General features: G+C 39.1%; 19 protein-coding genes and 1 tRNA gene. 14 read left to right on the forward strand and 6 right to left on the reverse strand.

Annotated elements, in window-relative coordinates:
- Positions 1-108 precede the first annotated feature (108 nt).
- From T488_RS0115440 to T488_RS0115480, 9 genes are all read left to right on the forward strand, one after another.
- A tRNA-Thr gene (locus T488_RS0115440) sits at positions 109-184 on the forward strand.
- A gap of 468 nt (positions 185-652) precedes the next feature.
- Positions 653-1,129, forward strand: a complete 477-nt coding sequence (locus T488_RS0115445) for a hypothetical protein (RefSeq protein WP_028521590.1) — start codon at positions 653-655, stop codon at positions 1,127-1,129.
- A gap of 32 nt (positions 1,130-1,161) precedes the next feature.
- Entirely contained in the window at positions 1,162-2,607 is a 1,446-nt protein-coding gene (locus T488_RS19040; RefSeq protein ID WP_051536519.1) for an HNH endonuclease, read from the forward strand.
- Positions 2,600-2,980 (forward strand): DUF6985 domain-containing protein, encoded by a 381-nt coding sequence (locus T488_RS0115455; protein WP_028521591.1) that lies wholly within the window; start codon positions 2,600-2,602, stop codon positions 2,978-2,980. Before T488_RS19040 ends, T488_RS0115455 begins: the two co-directional genes overlap by 8 nt.
- A 50-nt stretch (positions 2,981-3,030) precedes the next feature.
- The gene (locus T488_RS0115460) at positions 3,031-3,549 is read left to right on the forward strand and encodes a hypothetical protein (protein WP_028521592.1); all 519 of its coding nucleotides are present in this window, start codon (positions 3,031-3,033) and stop codon (positions 3,547-3,549) included.
- The gene (locus T488_RS0115465) at positions 3,546-4,703 is read left to right on the forward strand and encodes a hypothetical protein (protein WP_028521593.1); all 1,158 of its coding nucleotides are present in this window, start codon (positions 3,546-3,548) and stop codon (positions 4,701-4,703) included. The genes T488_RS0115460 and T488_RS0115465 overlap by 4 nt, the downstream gene beginning before the upstream one ends.
- Positions 4,704-4,733: 30 nt before the next feature.
- A complete protein-coding gene (locus T488_RS0115470) occupies positions 4,734-5,720 on the forward strand; it encodes a hypothetical protein (RefSeq protein ID WP_028521594.1) in 987 nt (328 codons plus the stop codon).
- Between the two features lie 2 nt (positions 5,721-5,722).
- Positions 5,723-6,487: an ATP-binding cassette domain-containing protein gene (locus T488_RS0115475; protein ID WP_028521595.1), complete on the forward strand. Its 765-nt coding sequence runs from the start codon at positions 5,723-5,725 to the stop codon at positions 6,485-6,487.
- Between the two features lie 21 nt (positions 6,488-6,508).
- Positions 6,509-7,834 carry a HEPN/Toprim-associated domain-containing protein gene (locus T488_RS0115480; protein WP_028521596.1) on the forward strand — a complete coding sequence of 442 codons (1,326 nt, stop codon included), beginning with the start codon at positions 6,509-6,511 and terminating at the stop codon, positions 7,832-7,834.
- A 54-nt stretch (positions 7,835-7,888) separates the two neighbouring features.
- Here T488_RS0115480 and T488_RS0115485 read toward each other — a convergent pair whose 3' ends face one another.
- Positions 7,889-9,061: a DUF6076 domain-containing protein gene (locus T488_RS0115485; protein ID WP_028521597.1), complete on the reverse strand. Its 1,173-nt coding sequence runs from the start codon at positions 9,059-9,061 to the stop codon at positions 7,889-7,891.
- Positions 9,062-9,329: 268 nt separating this feature from the next.
- Here T488_RS0115485 and T488_RS0115490 point away from each other — a divergent pair, with 268 nt between their 5' ends.
- The 3 genes from T488_RS0115490 to T488_RS0115500 all read left to right on the forward strand — a co-directional run bounded on the left by T488_RS0115490 (position 9,330) and on the right by T488_RS0115500 (position 12,421).
- A complete protein-coding gene (locus T488_RS0115490; protein ID WP_028521598.1) occupies positions 9,330-9,689 on the forward strand; it encodes a hypothetical protein in 360 nt (119 codons plus the stop codon).
- A gap of 758 nt (positions 9,690-10,447) precedes the next feature.
- Positions 10,448-10,672 carry a hypothetical protein gene (locus T488_RS0115495; RefSeq protein ID WP_028521599.1) on the forward strand — a complete coding sequence of 75 codons (225 nt, stop codon included), beginning with the start codon at positions 10,448-10,450 and terminating at the stop codon, positions 10,670-10,672.
- A 120-nt stretch (positions 10,673-10,792) separates the two neighbouring features.
- Positions 10,793-12,421: a recombinase family protein gene (locus T488_RS0115500; protein WP_028521600.1), complete on the forward strand. Its 1,629-nt coding sequence runs from the start codon at positions 10,793-10,795 to the stop codon at positions 12,419-12,421.
- A 1,053-nt stretch (positions 12,422-13,474) separates the two neighbouring features.
- On the opposite strand, the gene T488_RS0115510 is transcribed toward T488_RS0115500, so the two are convergent.
- Positions 13,475-13,963 carry a hypothetical protein gene (locus T488_RS0115510; RefSeq protein ID WP_028521601.1) on the reverse strand — a complete coding sequence of 163 codons (489 nt, stop codon included), beginning with the start codon at positions 13,961-13,963 and terminating at the stop codon, positions 13,475-13,477.
- 329 nt (positions 13,964-14,292) lie between these two features.
- Here T488_RS0115510 and T488_RS0115515 point away from each other — a divergent pair, with 329 nt between their 5' ends.
- The gene (locus T488_RS0115515) at positions 14,293-14,718 is read left to right on the forward strand and encodes a sporulation initiation factor Spo0A C-terminal domain-containing protein (RefSeq protein WP_028521602.1); all 426 of its coding nucleotides are present in this window, start codon (positions 14,293-14,295) and stop codon (positions 14,716-14,718) included.
- Positions 14,719-14,769: 51 nt separating this feature from the next.
- On the opposite strand, the gene T488_RS0115520 is transcribed toward T488_RS0115515, so the two are convergent.
- Positions 14,770-14,970 carry a hypothetical protein gene (locus T488_RS0115520; protein WP_028515404.1) on the reverse strand — a complete coding sequence of 67 codons (201 nt, stop codon included), beginning with the start codon at positions 14,968-14,970 and terminating at the stop codon, positions 14,770-14,772.
- A 126-nt stretch (positions 14,971-15,096) separates the two neighbouring features.
- On the opposite strand from T488_RS0115520, the gene T488_RS19725 reads away from it, so the two are divergent.
- A complete protein-coding gene (locus T488_RS19725; RefSeq protein WP_242838369.1) occupies positions 15,097-15,234 on the forward strand; it encodes a GTP-binding protein in 138 nt (45 codons plus the stop codon).
- Positions 15,235-15,415: 181 nt separating this feature from the next.
- Here T488_RS19725 and T488_RS19945 read toward each other — a convergent pair whose 3' ends face one another.
- The 3 genes from T488_RS19945 to T488_RS18295 form a co-directional block, all read right to left on the reverse strand.
- On the reverse strand, positions 15,416-16,621 hold the full coding sequence (locus T488_RS19945; protein WP_028521603.1) for a helix-turn-helix domain-containing protein: 1,206 nt from the start codon (positions 16,619-16,621) through the stop codon (positions 15,416-15,418).
- A gap of 209 nt (positions 16,622-16,830) precedes the next feature.
- A complete protein-coding gene (locus T488_RS0115535; RefSeq protein ID WP_028521604.1) occupies positions 16,831-17,964 on the reverse strand; it encodes a protein kinase in 1,134 nt (377 codons plus the stop codon).
- Positions 17,965-18,034: 70 nt separating this feature from the next.
- On the reverse strand, positions 18,035-19,186 hold the full coding sequence (locus tag T488_RS18295) for a DUF6076 domain-containing protein (protein WP_037298575.1): 1,152 nt from the start codon (positions 19,184-19,186) through the stop codon (positions 18,035-18,037).
- Positions 19,187-19,202: the final 16 nt, after the last annotated feature.

A 19,202-nucleotide genomic window follows, 5' to 3' on the forward strand; every position in this document is an offset into this window, starting at 1 on the left:
ATGCTTGTGTAGCACAGTTGGTAGTGCAGCTCATTCGTAATGAGCAGGTCTTGGACTGAAAATAAAGCGACAACCGTGCAGCACCTTACAAATTTAAAAATTTAATATGCTAGTGTAGCACAGTTGGTAGTGCAGCGCATTCGTAATGCGCAGGTCGCCCGTTCGAGCCGGGTCACTAGCTCCAATAAAAAATGGTAAATAAGCGTTCCTTCTATAAGAGGGAACGCTTATTTTTTACTAAATATCAACGTGCTATTTTTCTGTCCTAGTTGAAGAAATATCATATTATACGATAAATAGCGATGTCAGATTATTTAGAGGGAGCTTTTATAGTTTCAATAACAGTGTAATGCCACATTTCTTAACGAAAACAGAACAATACCATAAATACTGATAGGTATGAAATGAAGCTTTCAGAATTATTTTAGAGCCTTCTTTATTCATGATTGGTTGTAACTTTAACTAATAAGCTACATCTCTAATTAGATGATGCGTATAAAATTGTTTCAAAAATATGAATTGTAAATGGTTTATATTGTCATATTTCACTAAATGATATATAATTATTATGATGTATAATATACATGAAAGTGCTTTATCTATATAAACCAAATAACGATATTAGTTATCACCTTAGAAGGAGATGACAGTTATGCTTAAAGGATTATATGTCATTATTATTTTGGGTGGTATAGTTATGATATTTGGTATGATGATAAGTCTACTAATTGATATAATAAAGCCTATAATCCGTATAATATTTAAAGGAATAAAATGGCTCATTTTTCTTGTTCTGGAGTTTTTACTATTTAAGTTTATATTCTCTTTTATTTATGATAAAGATAAAATACTATTTCCTATAATAGCAACTATTGCTCTGAATATAGTTATAATTTTAATAAAGAATGAAGATAGGATTGCAAGCAAATTAATGGGGAGGAGAAAAAACGGATATGACACATCATATTATCCATCCTATAGCTATGTATTAAACAAAAGAACTGGAGTTATACACGATAGAAATAGTGAATCAGCTAAAACTATCAAGGACGAGCACATAGCTTATCTAACAAGATATGAGGCTGATGAATTAGTACGTCGCGGAACAAGATATCACTATAAAGAATGAAGTATATCATAAATCATATTGGAGGGGATAGTATGAAAGGGAAGCGAAGAATATTAGACAGGATAATCTCCTTGATATTGGTGATTACAATATTACTAATGTCGGTCGGCTGTTCAAGTTCTCCACCACCAACGCCAACTATTTCTGATGCTAATCCACAGACTATTACCGAAAATATCGAGATAGAGAACACTATTACTGAAAAAGAGTTGCACGAATTTATAACATCGGAAATATACTTGGAAGAACTTGTCCTTGCTGAGGACAAGATTACCGAACTACTACTTGATGAAGAAAGCATCGCCGAAGTCCTGTGCTGCAAAACAATATATGTCCCACAAGAACATATTGAGGATTTCGCTGAAAACAGCCAAACTACTCACCTTTTTGGAGAAGGTATTAATATAAAATCAGTGCTTACCAAGATTGTAGTGGGTACAGGTGCGATTGTTACAGTTGTAGTCGTAAAAAAAGCTCATCTTCCTAAGCCAATTGCGAGTGCTGTTATCGCAGCTGCTGATAAATCACTAAAATTTGCAGGTACTGGCGCAGCTTTAGGTTCACTATACGGAGGCTTAACAGGAGCTACTGATGAATTAGATGAGACAGGAAGAACATCTGCGGTCATTGGATTCGCTATTGCAACAGTTGGATTAATTATTACAGCTGTATCATTTGTGACTGCAATTCCGTCTGGTGGAATAACTGCCGCAACTGCGGGAGAAGGAATAAGTTTAATTATTGCAGGCGTTGAATTGATTTCTGCCGCTTCAGCAACAGCATATTCTGGATATAATGCAGTAAAAACATTTACGTCAACAGAGGCGACTGACATTGATTGGGATAATGTCGATTGGGAAAAAGTAGGTGTCTCATCAGCAGAAAAAGCTATTGAGAATTCTGCTGATGGCTATATGTGGGGAGCGATTGTTGGGGCAGTGCATGGTGGTGCTGAGGGATATGAATACTATCACAAGTATAATACGCCTTATACCAATTATGAAGCACGTATAAAACAATTGCAAAAGATGAAAAAAGGCATCGGAAGATGGACTGGCGTAACTGGAGAATCTGAATATGTTCTGAATGATCCAATTATACTTCCTGACGGAACTAAAATTACTAAAGTAACATATAAAAATGGCGTTCCTGATTTTTCACCATATAAAATTGCAGAAGTTAAAATTTCCAGAATGACTGATAATAGAGACAAAGCAGGAGGCAACTACGAACAGGCGGATGAAGCTCTTGCAAAACAATGGAACGCCTCCAAGCGTAATAACAAAACAAACTGGACAGGCTCTGATGTAAAAAAATACCGTGAGAATTATCCTGTAAAACTAACGTGGCATGAAATGAATAACATGGAATCTATGCAATTAGTACCATTTGATGTGAATAATACATTTAAACACTATGGCGGCGTTGCAGAGTATAAAGCTATGATTGGTCAGAAAGAGGTGTCGGATTTTGATTGAATCTATTGAAATTATGATTTGGGGACGGAAGTTTAATCTCCCCATAGAGTATAACTGCTACCAAGGCGAAAAAGTAACAAAAGAACAGATTAAAGCCTTAAAGTGCTTTATTGCTCATTCAAAATGGATAGATGAATCCAAAAATTATCTTGAAGAATATTGCAAAGATGATGTAATTGATGATGATGAAAATGATAAAAAGGCAAATATATTCAGTTATATAAAACCTGAATGTATCTTTGTTAAACATGAAGAGGGATATCCCCGCGTAGCAATTATGTGTAAATATCGTTACGATATTGAGCACGGATTGGCTGTTGTATTTTCTTCAAGCGGAGAAATAACAGTTGGAATTCAGGATATAATTCTCTGACCGTATGTAATTACAGGCAATTCATTACTTAGAAAAAGGAGTATATAAAAATGAAAAGAATCAAAAGAACAATTTCTTCTCTGCTTGTTGCAGCTCTTGTGATGGGATCACTTACAGCTTGCGGAAAAATAACATATTCAGCTGCGTCTGATTTCTTCTATAGTTCGGATAAAGGTCATAGCTATGGTGACGGTACCAAGGAATACGCAATTGGTGATACCGTCTATATGAAAGTGAAATTCAAAGTTAGCTCGAACAAGAAAAAGGTTTCTCAAGTCAAGGTGGTTCTGACTATTCCGAGCATAGATAATGTTGATGCAAAGTATATGGATGGTCAGATCATTACGCCTAACTTTGATGCTGTAAATAATGTTACTACATACGAATTCACAGCAAATGCCGCAAAAGAGACAACAGATCAGGAATGTGTTATTCAGTTTGTTCCTAATGCAGTAGGCGAAGTTCCGATGACACTGGTGTTTGATGATAATGTCGATCCTTCTTATGATAAGCAGAGCACGCTGATATTTGTAGAGAAAACTGAAGAAAAGATGGAGGAGGAAGAATGACAGGCTATTGGATCAGGCACAGAGCCTTATTATCAATAATCCTGAGTGCTGTCATTGCTGTAGTAGCTGGACTGTTGTTCGTATTCCCGTTTATCTCTCAGATAGCTGATAACTACAATTCACAGAGCGTATATAAGAACACAAATATCGACTTTATCGCTCCGGAGCCGTCTTTTGAGCAGATAAACGAACTTCCCGGAAGTAATGGAATTGATAAAGTATTTCCGTTCTTCCTGACAAAGACAGCTGTAAATGCAGGCGGCAAAACTCGCACCACAACAGTTCTGCTAAGTGACCATTTTGAAAATGTCGATATTACAATGTATAACGACAAACGTCTTATCAAGAAGTCAGATTCAGACTTTGACAATCCGATTCTTGTGGACTGGCAGTTCTGTAAGGATACTTCGACAGATATTGGCGATACCGTATCTCTTTCTATTGGTGATACGACCGCAGAATATAAGATATACGCTATTTACGAGACAAACAGCATTTACGAAAACGGAGCTATCCTTGCGCAGATCAGCACCGAGCAGAAAGATGCTATCGTTCAAAAATCCCAGAACAACGGCTATTCACAAATGTATATCTCTGCAAGCGACTATAACACTTGTCAGGCTTATCTGACCAAGGATTACAGACCTATGGGCAGACTAAAGAATCGTGACCGTTTTGACAGTGATGAGCAGTATCAGGTACATTATGATGCTATCATGGAATCTGGATATGCAAATGAAATTACGGATTTCCGAGTCAGAGAAAACAGCCTTGATAAGAAGGTCAGTCCTCTGATGATATGGATCGGAACAGCCCTGTCAGCCGTTTTGATAATTGCTTTCAATGTAGTCATGGCAAAGCGTGGCAGCGAAAAGGGCTATTTCACCAAGCACTGTATCCCCAAGGGGCAGAATGTAAAGCCATACTACACCAAATCTTTCATTTGTGAATTGCTCTGTTTTGCAGTAGCTTATGGAGCTATACTGTTCCTTAAACTGAATACTTCAGCTATGTATATTCCAAAGAGTACTATCGGTATTGAGATCGCCTTCATTCCTGCGGCAGTGCTTGTGGCAGAGATCATTAGTCTCTCAATGAACAATTCCATGATAAAGAGCATCACCAAAAAAGAAAAAGCCAAGGCGAAGAATTAAAATATAAAAACGAGGTCAGGTGATAACACAATGAGAAATCGTATAGCTCTTCACGCAGAGCAAAGAAAGACGATCATCACATCATTGGCATTCTCTCTGATCTCGTTTTTTCTTATGCTCATACTGATTCTTTCCGTAAATAAAGATGCTATCCGGTTGAACTCTCTGCTGCTCTCAGACTACGATTATTCGGTAACGATGCAGGATACAGTTCAGAAAGATGACTATTATCAGTTCAATGCAGGGATTGAATTTACCTTGTCTGCCAATGCAAACACCAGTTTGAACGCAGATATTGTTATGCAGTCAAAAGATTCGCTGTATACAGATATGGTCTCTTGGAACGCAGAGCCACTTGGCACCAACGGTGTGGCTGTATCTGAGAATGTAGCCAAATCCAATAATCTACATATCGGCGATAAGCTATACTCAAAGCATATTGTCAACGGTGAGAGCTGTGAGTATGTCATTGAGCAGCTCCTTCCCGAAGCGGTAGGTATCATGGCGACGAACGGTATGGATCATAGTGATGGGATCATCATTATGGGCTATGACGAACGGTACATCGAAAACATCACGCACAGCAGTATCTTGTTTACAAAGGATCCGATCAACGAATTGTCAGCGATAGGCTCGCTTGAGAATATCGTTTATCGTGATGATGAGATCATGTTGTCGCTCCGAAGCATTATCCCGTATTTAGTGGTTTTGAGCATAGTCTCGATTGTGACATCGGTCGCATTTACTATTTTGCTGACCAAATCTGTTTCAAGTAATTTCAGACGATTGATAATACTGGGCTTTGATAGAAAGCAACTTAACAAAGCATATTACAGGCTTGTCCGTGGCACTGGAATCATATCAATTATCGCATCATTTGCTTTTTCGGGTATTGTATTTCTGTTTGTTAATTACAATGCTGTGAAATTACTGATACTGCTATTGATACCGTTTATTGAGATCATTACTTTGCTTATAGCTTCAAACATATCAAATAAGCGACTCTGGAGGAAGTAGTTATGGGGAATATCCTTAGTATAGATAACCTGTCGATAAAGCTGAAACAACGCACTTTGATGCAGAATGTTTCATTTGACATAGGGCAGGGTGAAGCGGTCTTATTATCTGGAGAAAACGGCATCGGAAAGAGTTCCATACTGAAAAGCATTATGCGGTTAGAAACCGATGGAAAGAAAATCGAAGGCAGGATCACACACCATACATTCGGTGATATTCTCTCGTTAAGTGATGACGAATTGCAGCGGTTTCGTTCCAGTATCGCTTATATTCCACAAAAGGACGAATACTCTGAAATGGGACGCATACAGGTCAGAGACGTTATCAGCAACAGCGGAGAAGCCCACGCAGGCAATGATATGAGCTATTCCGAGGTCAATGACCTGATTGACGAATGGCTGCCACGCCGCGGAGATAACAGCAGGATATTCGATGCTAAGTCCAAACCAGGTAAATTCAGCGGCGGTGAGCAAAGGCTACTACAAGTGTTCTCTGTTATAGCTACTCGCTCAGACGCAGACCTACTGATTATCGACGAACCGTTGAATAACCTTGATTTTGTAAATGCAAAGCATATAAGCAACATTATCAACAAAGTGATCCGAGATAATCCTCAGATGGGCTTGCTGATGATAAGTCATTGCAGGATATTTCCGTTTATTACACGGGAGCTTAAACTTACAGCCAATGGAATAAGTGAAATCTCAGAGCCTTATACTTGCCATAGCTGCTTTGGTGAACCTAATGAAAATGGATTTTATAAGTAAACAAAAAGGAGGATTTTTAATGTGAGTGAATATGCGGATATTATAATCAGAAATTTGACTTTATATAGTTTTAGAAATTACTTACAGAATGATATAGTTCATTTGCTGTTTTCAAAACTTGACTATGTTTGTATACCTAATTATATTAACACCACTAATGATGAGGATTCAAAAAGTTATACAAAGCATATGTATAAGACAACTGTTCAAAAAGCCAAAGAGCGATTAGATGCACTTGGATTTACAATTTCACGGTTTGAAACTCTTTTTAATCAATCTCGAAATGAGGCTATTGACTATTCTCCATTTCTTTTTAAGCTTAATATTGATTATGATAGCTATGAAGAAATAATAAAAAAGAGGATTGATAAGTATGTTACTTTTAAAAAATGGATCAATTCAATTAATAAGATAATCAAATATGAATTGAAACATGGCAGGAGCTATCCTTTTATAAATGATGATAAAGAGAAAATGGGGATAAGGACAGAATGCGATAAAATCATTTATTATTCACTGAAAGAGGATTTGATGGAATCATTTTATGGATTAAAAGTTGAAGTAATACCTATTGCATACATTCTTCGGCTCATTTTAGAAAGTTGTGAACCAGTAGATGAAATAATATTAGATTTTACTTATTTAAGCGCCTGGGCAGAGGATGCCATTCCGAAAGGACGTTTAGCCGCAGAAAACGATGAAAAAACAATTGTGTTAGTAGAAGGGACAAGTGATAAGGAAATTCTTGAATTTGCAATTGCAAAGTTTTATCCTCATTTATCAGATTTGTTCTACTTTATGGATTTTGAGGATGGATATGGAGGGAAAAGAGGCGGAGGTGCTTCCCTAATTGTTACAAATCTAAAGGCTTTTTATTTTTCAAAGCTCAAATCAAAGTTTATTGCAATATTTGATAATGATGTTGAAGGATATCAAAGTAAATGCAGTTTAGAAAATGATATTAAGAATTGGTCGGATAATATCAAGATTTTTTTGTATCCACAAGATAAGTTATTTAAATCGTACCCAACACTACTTCCTAATGGTACTATTTGCAATGATGATATTAATAAAAAAGCGTGTTCAATTGAGCTATATTTACCAGATTCTATCATCAAAGAGAATGAAGTGTTTTATCCAATAGAATGGGAAGCAAGAAGGAAGATAAAAAATGGAAGTGACGAGGAATACTTATATCAAGGGGTTATAACTCATAAAGAAGAAATAAAAAAGAAGTTCATTTCTATGCGAAACAAAATTGAAGCAGGAAATCAACCGTTTATAGAAGAAGATTGGAAAAGAATAAAAAAAATACTTGATACAATTGTTTTTGCATTTACAATATAATAATATTCAGATATTTCGCAGTGAAATGACTGCATTCGTTATTTGATTAGGCGACTACATCCTGATTAGTTTCTGATACTCTTCCATCTCCAACTCACCATCAGCAGCCTTCTGCCGCAGCTCAATAGCATACTCCCCCCACTCAGCAAAGTCAGACTTGCTCATCTTCTTTTTCATAAAACGAGCATAGTGCTGTTTGTATGCTCGGTTGTATATCTCCCACACTGGATCGTTCTTGAGCTTGTCCTTGAAGGTGTGACGCATGGATATGTCACGGCAGGACTTGGGAGGATTGCTGCTTATAAGCCGCTTGCAGTAGTGCGAAAAGGTGGTGTGCTTCATGATGAACCACCGACCACAGTTGTGGCACTTGACAGGCATGAACTTCTCCTCGATACACTTGAACAACTCAAAATACAGAAAGGCTCCCAGCGATGTGAAACGATAAGTCTCACAGAGTATGGGACCTTTTTTCGTTTCAATTACTGTATGTCCCATGCACATACTGCCACCGGACTCCAGATTAAGATATGAGTTGCTGAGATTATGTGTTGCGGTAAACTTCTGAAATTCTTCGATAACTTTTTCGGTTGAAGGATAGTTGTTGTGGTTACAGAGTTCGTCAACGAACGGCATAAAAACATTTTTTACTCGCAGCAGGTCTGCAACAAATGTTTCAAACTCATCAGCTATCTTTCTGATATGTGAAATGAATTCTATCGCGTACTGTTTTTTCTCGGAATCATTCAACGCTTTTTCATCATCAAGATGATAGTCAGGAAGCCGTTTGAGCTCGTTGAGATTTTCACTGATATATCCGTCATCTATTCCTTCTGACCTGTCTGTGAAATAATAATCGTCATCATCTTCATCGTCGTTTTTCTGTTCCCTATAATAATTTACAAACAGGTCATCGTAATAAGCAAACAAGTTTTGCAGAACACCTCTGCGGAAGTGTTGCTTGTCATACGGCGGAAGCTTCTTTGCAATATCAAAGATACGCTCATAAGCATCTTCAACCTTTTGTGCTCGCTCACCGATCGCATACGGTTGATACTCAGAACTGATGTTCAGTTGTGATTTTGCACGTTTACAAACATCATAAATATCTTCAAGATCCTTTATATTTGCTGAAAAATAGCGCAGAAGTATTTCTCCAAGTGGGTACTCTCTTCCGTCTGATAAATAAATCTTGCGGTCGTGGTAGTGCGCTTCCATCTCAAACATAGCTTCTCCTTTCAGAATTTGTGTTCGCAGTTATAGCTGTAACCATCTAAACATTTGTAATCAATAATCATCTGCATAACGCTTTATAATTTGATTGTTCACAAAAAGTTTACAATTAATAGATAATAAATCGAAACCGATAGAGTTATTATACAACATCTATTGACTTATGTCAAGGTCTGGTGTATACTGAACACAGTTAAGACGTCCGGACAACTCTTGACATCATTCGTTCAAAAGCTATTGTCAATTTGAAAGGAAGATGTAAATGAAAAACAATATCAACTGCACAGCGTACTCAAACGGTATCAACTCTCCGCTGGAGTACCTCAACATCACTACGCCTGCCGAGTTCAAGGTGGTGATGGACTTACTCTGTTATTACGACAGCGAAAAGAAAACCTCGACCATAAGCCGCACAGGTATTGCAAGAGATACTGCAATGTCGTTGAGCAACGTTGAACGCGCATTGAAAACTCTTGCACAGAAGGATATCATTCGTATCCACAACAACTATGCTGACAACGGTCGTCAGGTCGATAACTCATACGAGGTCGCATTCCTGAATTACGACATGGACGAGGACAAGCTCCGCGACGCAGAGCTTGCGCTTCAGTTCAAAAGTTAATTGTCATAGGGGCTGTGTCATGATGTCATACGCTTATATATTAAGTAAACAATAGAATATATATTATATAGCAAAGAAGAAGGTTATATATTACTTGATAGTTATATAAACTATGTGCCTTCTTTTCTTTGCAATGATAACTGTGACAGTAACCGTGTAAGGGACGATTATCCGAAACACGCACAGAAAGTCCCTTTTTAGCCGTCCTCAGAGTGAAAATGGTATAGCTACCCCACCGCTCCCGTTGAACGCGGTTGTCGCGCAACGTGGAGCGAGTTGGGGGATATATCAGAGGGAGAAAAAACGGACAAACCTGCGGTGCGGAAGTCGGTCCGCAAGACCGGCAAGCATAGCAGACGGCATTCCGCCTGCCGCTGAAACGGGAGAACCCGTGCCCCTTTTTGGTTTGCAGGAAAAAGGCTGGCGTCATTTGCGCCCGCCATTCCACATCGGACGGGCAGTGCCCGCCGATTCTTCGGCATTTGCTGTGAAGTAAGCAGAGGCGTCTTTCCTTGGGAATTTCAAAAAAGCAGGCGTCTTTTTTGAGAAAAAAGTCAGATAAAGGCTATGATCAGGGAGATATGGGAGGCGTCTGAGCAGCATAATTGCCGCTGTGAGAGGAGTGATAAAAAACCGAGTAGGCCTCGCAAGGGATGCTCAAAAAGTCTGGGCTGGTAACACGCAGGCTCAGCAAAGACGGTACGATCAGATTTTGTACCTGTGAATTTGAATTGAATAGTTTTAGAGGAGGCGGATGTATGAGCGTAAACCTTGAAAAGACTCATTGCAGTGAAGATCCCGAGGTACAGTCCGTATTGCATCACGACTGTACTGTTGACGGTGTCACCTATCGTGTTTGGTCTGCTTTCCTTGGCAGGAAAAGAGCTGAAGAGTCACTCGGAGAATTAATGCTCCGACAGCTCGAAAGGGGGTATGAAAAGCCTGCCTTTGATGCAAAGCAGACCGAGAGCGAGTCAATGTAGAAGTCGGAAAATGTTTTTTGTGCAGTCCTACGAAATCAGCTGTGCACACTGGATTCCTGAGCGGAGGTGTGGTATACTGTCCGTGTAAGGATCTGCTGCACGGCTGTGAAAGGAGTTATAATGAAAAACAAACAGCCTAAAAAAGCAGCTCTGTATTGCAGGCTCTCGGTCGATGACGGGCGAATGGGCGAAAGCGTAAGCATTGGCTCGCAGAAATTATTATTGGAGCAGTACTGCAAGGATCATGCAATAGAAAATTATGAAGTGTACGATGATGACGGATACAGCGGCACTAACTTTGACCGTCCTGCGTTCCAGAGAATGTATGAAGACATTCAGAACGGACTGATAGATACCGTCCTGGTAAAAGACCAGTCACGATTCGGAAGGTCGTATATCGAAGTCGGAATGTACGTTGAAAAGTTCAAAGAGCTCGGGGTTCGGTTCATAGCGGTCAGTGATAACTATGACTCTATGAAAAATGAAAACGATATGATGTTCCCGATGCGTAATGTGCTGAACGATTACTTCGCAAGAGAGGCTTCTATCAAGACTAAGACTGCGAAGAAGGCAAAAGCGAAAGCCGGACAGTACATCGGTTCAAAGCCGCCCTTCGGTTACAAGCTGGACCCGAATGACAGACATCACCTTGTGATAGATGAGCCTGCCGCGGAGACAGTACGAAGGATATTCAGAATGGCGGCACAGGGGATAGGCTACAATAAGACCACGAAAATATTTCGTGAGGAAAAAGTTCTCACACCGATAGCTTACTTCAATCTCCACAATCCTGATTACTTCAAGTCGGATTACTGGAGAAAGGAGTTCGATTGGCACGTTACTTCTATCCGAGTGATTCTCGAAAACGAAGTCTATCTCGGTAAACTAATCTACGGAAAGCAGCGGTGCAAGTCGATGAAAAGCAAGGAGAAAGTCAAGGTCCCGAGAGAGGACTGGATAATCGTTGAGAACTGTCATGAGCCGATAATAACACAGGAATTATGGGACGAAGCACACAGAATGATGAGTACCAAGAGGCGTCCAACGCAGACAGGTGAGGTTCAGATGTTCGCAGGTCTGCTCTACTGTGCGGACTGCGGTCACGCACTCACCTACTCGCAGAAGAAACGCAAAGACGGTACATATCACGGAGCATACTCATGCTGGATGTATAAAACTCACGGCAAGGAATACTGTGCTTCGCATTATATTACCTACGATGTGGTGTACAAGCTTGTGCTGAAAGATGTCCGGAGAGTGCTGAAGTCATATCGTAAAAATAAGGATGAGTTCAGGTCATTCCTCGACAGCAAGTGCAGCGACAGCAGTGCAAAGAAGATAATACAGCATGAACATGAGCTTGAAAAAGCACAGGGCAGAGTAGCTGAGATAGACCGCCTGCTTAACAAGCTCTATGAAGATAATGCACTCGGAAAGATCTCAGATGATCGCTATGCACAGATGACAAAAACATTTGAGGAAGAACAGGCAGAACTCAAAAAGTCTATGCCCGAACTGACATATGAGATCACGACGCTCAAAGCCAGATCTGATGCCGCCGATAAATTTACAAAAGTAATTGACAGTTATACGGATATAAAGGAACTCAATGCTGATATACTCAATGAGCTTATCGACAAAATAGTTGTCCACCACAAGGAAAAGCTCTATGGAAAGACATATCAGCAAGTAGAAATATATTACAGATTCGTAGGCGAACTGAAGGAAACTGTGGCAAAAGCAGCGTAACAACAAAAAGAAATTATGTTCGCTTTAAAAACAGTCCTCGGTCGCAGGTTCGAGTCCCGTCACAAGCTCCATATCTATGTTATAAAATAGATCCCAAGCCAAAAACTCCCGATTTTTCGGGAGTTTTTGCGTATCAAAAAGAAAAAATTTTTTATGTGTTACCGTAGATCCCAAACCGTAAAAATACGATTCGAACGCGCCAAAAGGCGTTTTGAGAGCTGATACAAAGACAGCCAGGAATAAAAGTACGGAAAAGCTCAGAAAATAGCCCAAAACCTAATATAGAATTTTCAAGCGATTTTAAAGCCGATTTTGTTGGTTTCGTACAGAAGCCATACAAGGTCGGCTTTTTTGAATATATCAATACTTTATAGTGATTGGAAGCTGGGAAACATTCTATTAAGTTAAATGATAAAAATATATATTCAGCTTCGAAATATGCTGCCTGAATGTTGTATAATAACCAGAGATGAATATACAGATATGCGTCAGTCATATGAAAATGAGATCAGTTCACTTCAGAAACAGAAGGACAGCATGCCTCGACTACAAAAGAAAAACCATTGTCATTGGAAGAATTCATGAAAAAGAACTAAGAAAATATACTAATTTGATGACCGCCCTTTCACGGGCGGTTTTCTTTCTTATTAGGTCATCATTGACATTTATAGAATATATGTAAATTCATGGTTGTCCCCTATTGTCTTTTCTATGAAATGGGTGTATAATATGAACATATGTATCAATTAAGTGTAAGATGGTATACTAAAAAAGGAGAGGTTTATATGTCAAAAGAAAAAATCAGAAAGCACCGGCTATCAAGAAACAAATCTCTGCCTGCGGTCGTAATTGTCACACTGCTGATGATGTTTGGCTATTTCTATATGGCACAGATTGTTCTTGGCTGTGGATTGTCAATATAATAACAATTATTAATTTCAAAAAATCAGGAATGTTTCGCCAAAAAGAATGAAGAGTAATAACTTCAAATATCTCTAAATGAAATCCCCCCTGTAATCTTAATAAGACTTACAGAGGGGATTATACTGATATTTACAACTCAACTTCTATATCACTGGTTTCCTTAAGCAGATATGCATTAAGGAGCTTTTCCATGATAGCGTCCTTGCGTTCAATAGATCTTTCTCGGATATCCAGTCTTTCATTAAGTCTATGTATCTGACCTTTCAGATGCGCAACATTCTTTTCATATGCAGATTTCTGTTCTTCAAATTTTATCATCATAAATTCTATGGTCTGATTCTTGTCGTGTATTATCTGCTTCAAAGCCATTACTTCATCAAGTCCGCTGGTATCGCCGTAAAGGTCAAGAAGTACGTCAGCAAGAGGCGCTATAGAATCCTGATAACGAAAATTAAATTCCTCAGAGCCCTCAGAAAAAATTCTTTTAACTGTCGCTTCCGACACAAACTTTCCCTTTGCTTCGAGCATTTCCATTATTCTTGAAACGGATAATCCCTGTTCTGTCTTGACCTTTTTTAGTCGTTCAATGGTAGTTTTTTTGAGTTTTTCGATTTCCATGCAATAAAAAGCTCCTTTTTGGTATTTTTTTGAGTTCAATAAAATAGACTAAAGTTATACAATGATTATACTGAAAATAGCTTGTAAATAAACCGCGAATTATGTTACAATTCATATATAGTAAGTAGGCTAATTCGACATAAAGCCTTATTCAAATAGCAGGGAAACAATGCATAGACTTTGACATTTAATGGTATGATTATATCATTAATATCAAATTATGTCAACTGTTTTTCTTAAAATAATAACTATTGAAGCAAGCAGTGATCCTGTCGTTTTTCAGCCTATACTACAACATTAAAACTACGGAACATAAAAGGAGAATAATTATGTTATCAAACAACGCTGTAATCAATGAAAATGAAGAAAAAAATACGTATCATTTGCCAGCCAGCCTGTCGTCAAAAGGAAATGAATTACATACAGACCAGCTGGAAAACGACGTCGTAAAATTTGTACAGAAACTTGGTATTCGCCCTCATTTAACCGGTTATCATCTTCTCATAAAAGCAATACTTCTATCGTTAAAATCGCCTCATCTTCTCAAATCCCTTACAAAAGAACTGTATCCGATGGTTGCAATGGAACATGGTAAAAATGTTAGAGCTGTCGAGCGTAATATGAGAAAAGCAATAGAATCCGCATATGAGTATGATCCACAGCGCGTTCAGTCAATATTCTACTATAAAGTAGATAAGCCTTACATATCGGAAGTGCTTTCTATGGCGGTGGAATCAATTCGGCATAAGCAATAAGGCGAATATGTAGTCAAAAACAGACCTTTGGCAGTATTGTTATGAGCATTATCAACTATCCATATTCTCTTTAACAAGTTCAATTCCTTTCTCTATAAATTCCTCCAATGTCGGCATCTTATTGTCGAAGGTCTTTTTGAAATTCGGCGTATCTTTTGCATCAATAATTGCCTTTTCCATTTCTTTTCGCACTTCTTCAACTGTCGTGTGGTTCTGTTCGGCTACAATTTGCAGCATAGTCTCGATGTTCATAGTAACATCTCCTTTCATAATTTGACGGTATAAAACCGTGCCGTGATTATTATACCACATTAAAACTGGCTATACTCTCAGAGATTTTGTCGAAATATGTCGTATCTTAGTATTTTATGACTGGGTATGTTCAAGAATTATCCCAATTTGAAGGACGACTGGCATGAGGTCTACGGTGACCGTATCAATCAGCTTGTATTCAGAGGAAAGAGATACAAAAAAGCTGATATCCTTGCCAAGCTTGAAAAATGCCTGACTATATGAGCAGCAAGGCAATACCTGTATACCTGTTTATCAAAGCAGGGAAAACACAGTTTATACAGGAAATCAGAGTCAATCCCAAATTCTGTGTAAACGAAAAATAGTGCAATAAAAGAGTATATGATGAGACCGATTGTGAAAGCAGTCGGTCTTATCTGCATATTAGCACATGATTATTTGATTGTCAAGATGAAAATGTTATTCGGGTATCCTGTCGCCATAATATATCACAAGCTGAGCGTAGATGCGGCTCCAGTTCTGACGGCGACCGGTCCACTTTTTCGTGATGTCCTTCATAGCCAGATACTTTTAAATCAGCAAGGCTGATACCATTTTGATATGCTTCCTTGATGATTTTCTCTTTATTCTTTTGTATTGCATTATATTCTGCTTGACAGGCTTCTTTGATAAGAGAATATGTCTTTTCATAAGTAGATTTATTATGAGCGATCATTTTGCGGATAATAAATTCAGCAAATTTATTATTATTGTTGTCAAGCATTATTTTGATAACATCATTCAAAAATGGGAACATCAAAGAGTTTTCTCTTTTCCATCTGTCTTGTACAGGGAATTCATCAGAGAAGTACGCAAGGATTTCTTCATTTTCAGAAGCGGCGATAGCTTCTATCAGATCATCATTCCGGTTTTTAACAAAATCTAAGTTGTCAGTTCCCCATATAGTAATATCATGTAACTCGGGTATCTCTCTCGCGTGTAGATTGTCTAAGACATCGCAGTCTCCGTTTTCAATTGCCAAAACAGCAGTCTGTGTTCTCAGTTTGTCTTCCTCATATAGTTTCCTATGCATAAACTGATCTGGCATATCAAATCTATCCCAGTTAGATTTAATGCTTGTATCAGCACCATAATAGTACAGTTCATAGTTCTCTTTTGAATTATCTACAAACCATATAAAGTTTTCCTCAAGAAGATACTTCATAAAACTATAGTTCTTAAATTCGAGAGCGTAATCTATTACTGTTTTACGATATTCGTCGCAGTTTAAGAACAACTTGTCCTCACGCTTCATATACTCGTCCCAGACTTTTCTGTCGTGTGACTGAGCAATTTCATAATTTGTGACGTGATTTCTTGTAGAAGCATATTGCTTACCAGCCGAAAGTATCTCCTCACAGGAAACGCAGAGAAGCTTTGATATTATTGCCAGATGCTCTATTGTGATACCTTTATTTCCGCTGAATATTTGTGAAAAAGTGCTTTTTGTCGTTTTTAATTGTTCATTCAAATCATCTTCTGTATAATCAATATTTCTGTATTTTTCTTTTAGGTAAGCTCTGCTGAAATCAGCATCTTTTTCAAATCCTCTTTCTTTTATCAGTTTTTTCAGATATTTGCCTATATTTTCTTTGCTTTCCAATAAAAACATAGTTTCAACCTCCTGTGAATTTCTAACATCATTATACATCGATGAATTTGAAATTGCAATCACAAAAATGTGTACACTAAAAATGTACAATAACAAGCTTGTACACTTTCAGTGTACAAGGTATGATAATTCTTGAATATTTGATAATAACTAAGCCGCAGGGTAATCCCTGCGGCTTTTTTGCATATTGCGTAATTTGAACAGCTTGTTTATTTCAGCAATTCCTTTGCACGTTTGTGTATCTGCTCCTCGATGAGTTTCAGTCGTTTACTATCGAGATTATATCTTGAATGGCGATTGAAGCGGAAGTCGAGCAGCCTGCGAAGTCCGTCTCTGTGCCTGTTGCTTAGCACCTGTTTCGCAGTGCCGATGAAGTCGTCATAAACGCACGGTACAAGCGTATCTGCATAATCGCTTAGTGCCGTACCCGAGGCGAGGTCGTCCCTGCCTGCAAGATTGAAAAGTGAGTTACCGTGATCGAACAGCGGTGCAGGAGCAGCTATCTTGTTTGTACGGTTATCCACCAAGAAGCCAAAGTTTCCGAAATGTCTGTCTACGTTGCATATTATTGCGTCAAGCACAAGCATATCGTCAAGCGCATTTATGAACTCCTCGCCCAGTGATTCGTAATACTCACGGACAGCTTTCATACCGCCCTTGCTGACAAGTCTGCCTATCGGCATAAAGGAGTAGTCCTTGCTTGTGAACAGCTCGCAGGTGGAGCACAATTCACTCTGCCATTTTGACAGCCCATAGGAGATGGCGTTGATACCAAGAGCATCTGCTATCTGAGCAGCGTAAAATTCCGAGTATGGCTCATTACCTGTATTTGAAGCTCCGCTTGTTCCGCCTTTGTAAAGTCTGATAACTCCGTTCTCTCTGCGCCAGCACTTAGGCAGCATACCGTTAGTTGTGAACTCAGGACAGGACGCCAGAGAAGTTCTCACAGAGCTGCCGTAACCTGTGAAAGCGATAAGTCCCAGCACTCTGCTGAACCTGTTTTCGTACAGATTGTACCGCGAGAAGCCGCCCTCAAAACCTTCCTCAACTACCCAGTAGCAGTCGTTCAGCGACAGTCCCTTTGATACGCTTAGTATGCTCATAGGACGGTTGAGATTGAGTCCGCACTTGCTTAGAAAGCTGTGAACGTATGCACGGTTCTTCGGTATAGTTCTGTGTCTCAGCCAACGTGAAACGCTGTCGCCGTCAATAGTCATATCAAGAGGCAGCAATGCCTTTTTTTCTTCATTTACCCAGAGAATGTCTATCTCGGGTGAGCTTGTATCTTCTGTTGCTGTGAAACGCATCAGCGGAGTATCAAAGTGTCTCAGTTCGTAAGTCATGGCTCTGCCTCCTTTCTTTTAGTGTAGTTATTATACCACAACAGAGCGATTTAATCAAGTGACATTTATGCTATATTCTCATTAACCTCTGATACTCTTCCATCTCCAGCTCGCCATCAGCAGCCTTCTGCCGCAGCCCAATAGCATACTCTCCACATTCAGCAAATTCAGACTTGCTCATTTTCTTTTTCATATAGCGAGCGTAGTGCTGCTTGTATGCACGATTGTATATCTCCCACACGGGATCACTCTTTATCTTCTCCTTGAAGTTGTGGCTCATTGCATTATCACGACAAGTTTTCGGAGGATTGCTGCTGACAAGTCGCTTGCAGTAGTGTGAAAACGTTGTATGCTTCATGATAAACCACCGACCACAGTTGCGGCACTTGACAGGCATGAACTTCTCCTCGATACACTTGAACAACTCAAAATACAGAAAGGCTCCCAGCGATGTGAAACGATAAGTTTCGCAGAGTATGGGACCTTTTTTCGTATCAATTACCGTGTGTCCCATGCACATACTGCCGCTTGAAACAATACTTGTATAACGCTGAAAAGTATCAATTACTTTTTGAGTTGTTGGATAACTGTTGTGGTCACATAGCTCATCAACGAACGGCATAAAGATTTTCTTGACACGGATAATGTCCTCGATAAAAGTTGAGAACTCATTCGTCATCTGTTCGATACAAGTTGTGAAGTCTGCAGCATCTTTTCTGTTCTCGTAGTTGCTGAAAACCTTCTTGCTGTCAAATCCGTAGTCAGATAATGCTCGCAGTTCGTTCAAATCTTCCGTGATATACATTTCCTCATAGGACACAGGAGTGCTCTCTGCGTTGACAAAGTGTTCGTTGTAGTCATCGACTTCAAACTCCGAGTCCTCATAGAAAGGCTCGTCAAAGATGTCATTGTAGTATGCGAACAGATTTCTCAGCAGACCGTGCCGGAAATGTTTTGTGTCATATGGCGGAAGTGACTTTGCAATGTCCATGATGTTGTCATATGCGAATTCTATTTCCTGTGCGCACTTGCCTATGTCAGCAGGGCAGAACAGGGAACTGATGTTCAGCTCAGACTTTGCACGTTCACATACGTCAAACAGTTCACCTAAGTCATAAAAATTTATTGAAAAATAGCGCAGAAGTATCTCTCCGAGTGGATAAACTCTTCCGTCGGAAAGATATATTTTTCTGTCATGGTAATGTGCTTCTATCTCAAACATAATAACTCCTTTCAGA

Origin of the sequence: Ruminococcus flavefaciens ND2009 (genome assembly GCF_000621785.1) — a bacterium.
Classification (GTDB): domain Bacteria; phylum Bacillota; class Clostridia; order Oscillospirales; family Ruminococcaceae; genus Ruminococcus; species Ruminococcus flavefaciens_C.

Excerpts from the sequence above, each read along its gene's own strand:
- T488_RS19040 (WP_051536519.1), top strand. The coding sequence starts at position 1,162 with ATGAAAGGGAAGCGAAGAATATTAGACAGGATAATCTCCTTGATATTG.
- T488_RS0115475 (WP_028521595.1), top strand. The coding sequence starts at position 5,723 with ATGGGGAATATCCTTAGTATAGATAACCTGTCGATAAAGCTGAAACAA.
- T488_RS0115495 (WP_028521599.1), top strand. The coding sequence starts at position 10,448 with ATGAGCGTAAACCTTGAAAAGACTCATTGCAGTGAAGATCCCGAGGTA.
- T488_RS0115500 (WP_028521600.1), top strand. The coding sequence starts at position 10,793 with ATGAAAAACAAACAGCCTAAAAAAGCAGCTCTGTATTGCAGGCTCTCG.
- T488_RS0115510 (WP_028521601.1), bottom strand. The coding sequence starts at position 13,963 with ATGGAAATCGAAAAACTCAAAAAAACTACCATTGAACGACTAAAAAAG.
- T488_RS0115465 (WP_028521593.1), top strand. The coding sequence starts at position 3,546 with ATGACAGGCTATTGGATCAGGCACAGAGCCTTATTATCAATAATCCTG.
- T488_RS0115490 (WP_028521598.1), top strand. The coding sequence starts at position 9,330 with ATGAAAAACAATATCAACTGCACAGCGTACTCAAACGGTATCAACTCT.
- T488_RS0115470 (WP_028521594.1), top strand. The coding sequence starts at position 4,734 with ATGAGAAATCGTATAGCTCTTCACGCAGAGCAAAGAAAGACGATCATC.
- T488_RS18295 (WP_037298575.1), bottom strand. The coding sequence starts at position 19,186 with ATGTTTGAGATAGAAGCACATTACCATGACAGAAAAATATATCTTTCC.
- T488_RS0115485 (WP_028521597.1), bottom strand. The coding sequence starts at position 9,061 with ATGTTTGAGATGGAAGCGCACTACCACGACCGCAAGATTTATTTATCA.
- T488_RS0115460 (WP_028521592.1), top strand. The coding sequence starts at position 3,031 with ATGAAAAGAATCAAAAGAACAATTTCTTCTCTGCTTGTTGCAGCTCTT.
- T488_RS0115535 (WP_028521604.1), bottom strand. The coding sequence starts at position 17,964 with ATGACTTACGAACTGAGACACTTTGATACTCCGCTGATGCGTTTCACA.
- T488_RS0115445 (WP_028521590.1), top strand. The coding sequence starts at position 653 with ATGCTTAAAGGATTATATGTCATTATTATTTTGGGTGGTATAGTTATG.
- T488_RS0115520 (WP_028515404.1), bottom strand. The coding sequence starts at position 14,970 with ATGAACATCGAGACTATGCTGCAAATTGTAGCCGAACAGAACCACACG.
- T488_RS19945 (WP_028521603.1), bottom strand. The coding sequence starts at position 16,621 with ATGTTTTTATTGGAAAGCAAAGAAAATATAGGCAAATATCTGAAAAAA.
- T488_RS19725 (WP_242838369.1), top strand. The coding sequence starts at position 15,097 with ATGTTCAAGAATTATCCCAATTTGAAGGACGACTGGCATGAGGTCTAC.
- T488_RS0115515 (WP_028521602.1), top strand. The coding sequence starts at position 14,293 with ATGTTATCAAACAACGCTGTAATCAATGAAAATGAAGAAAAAAATACG.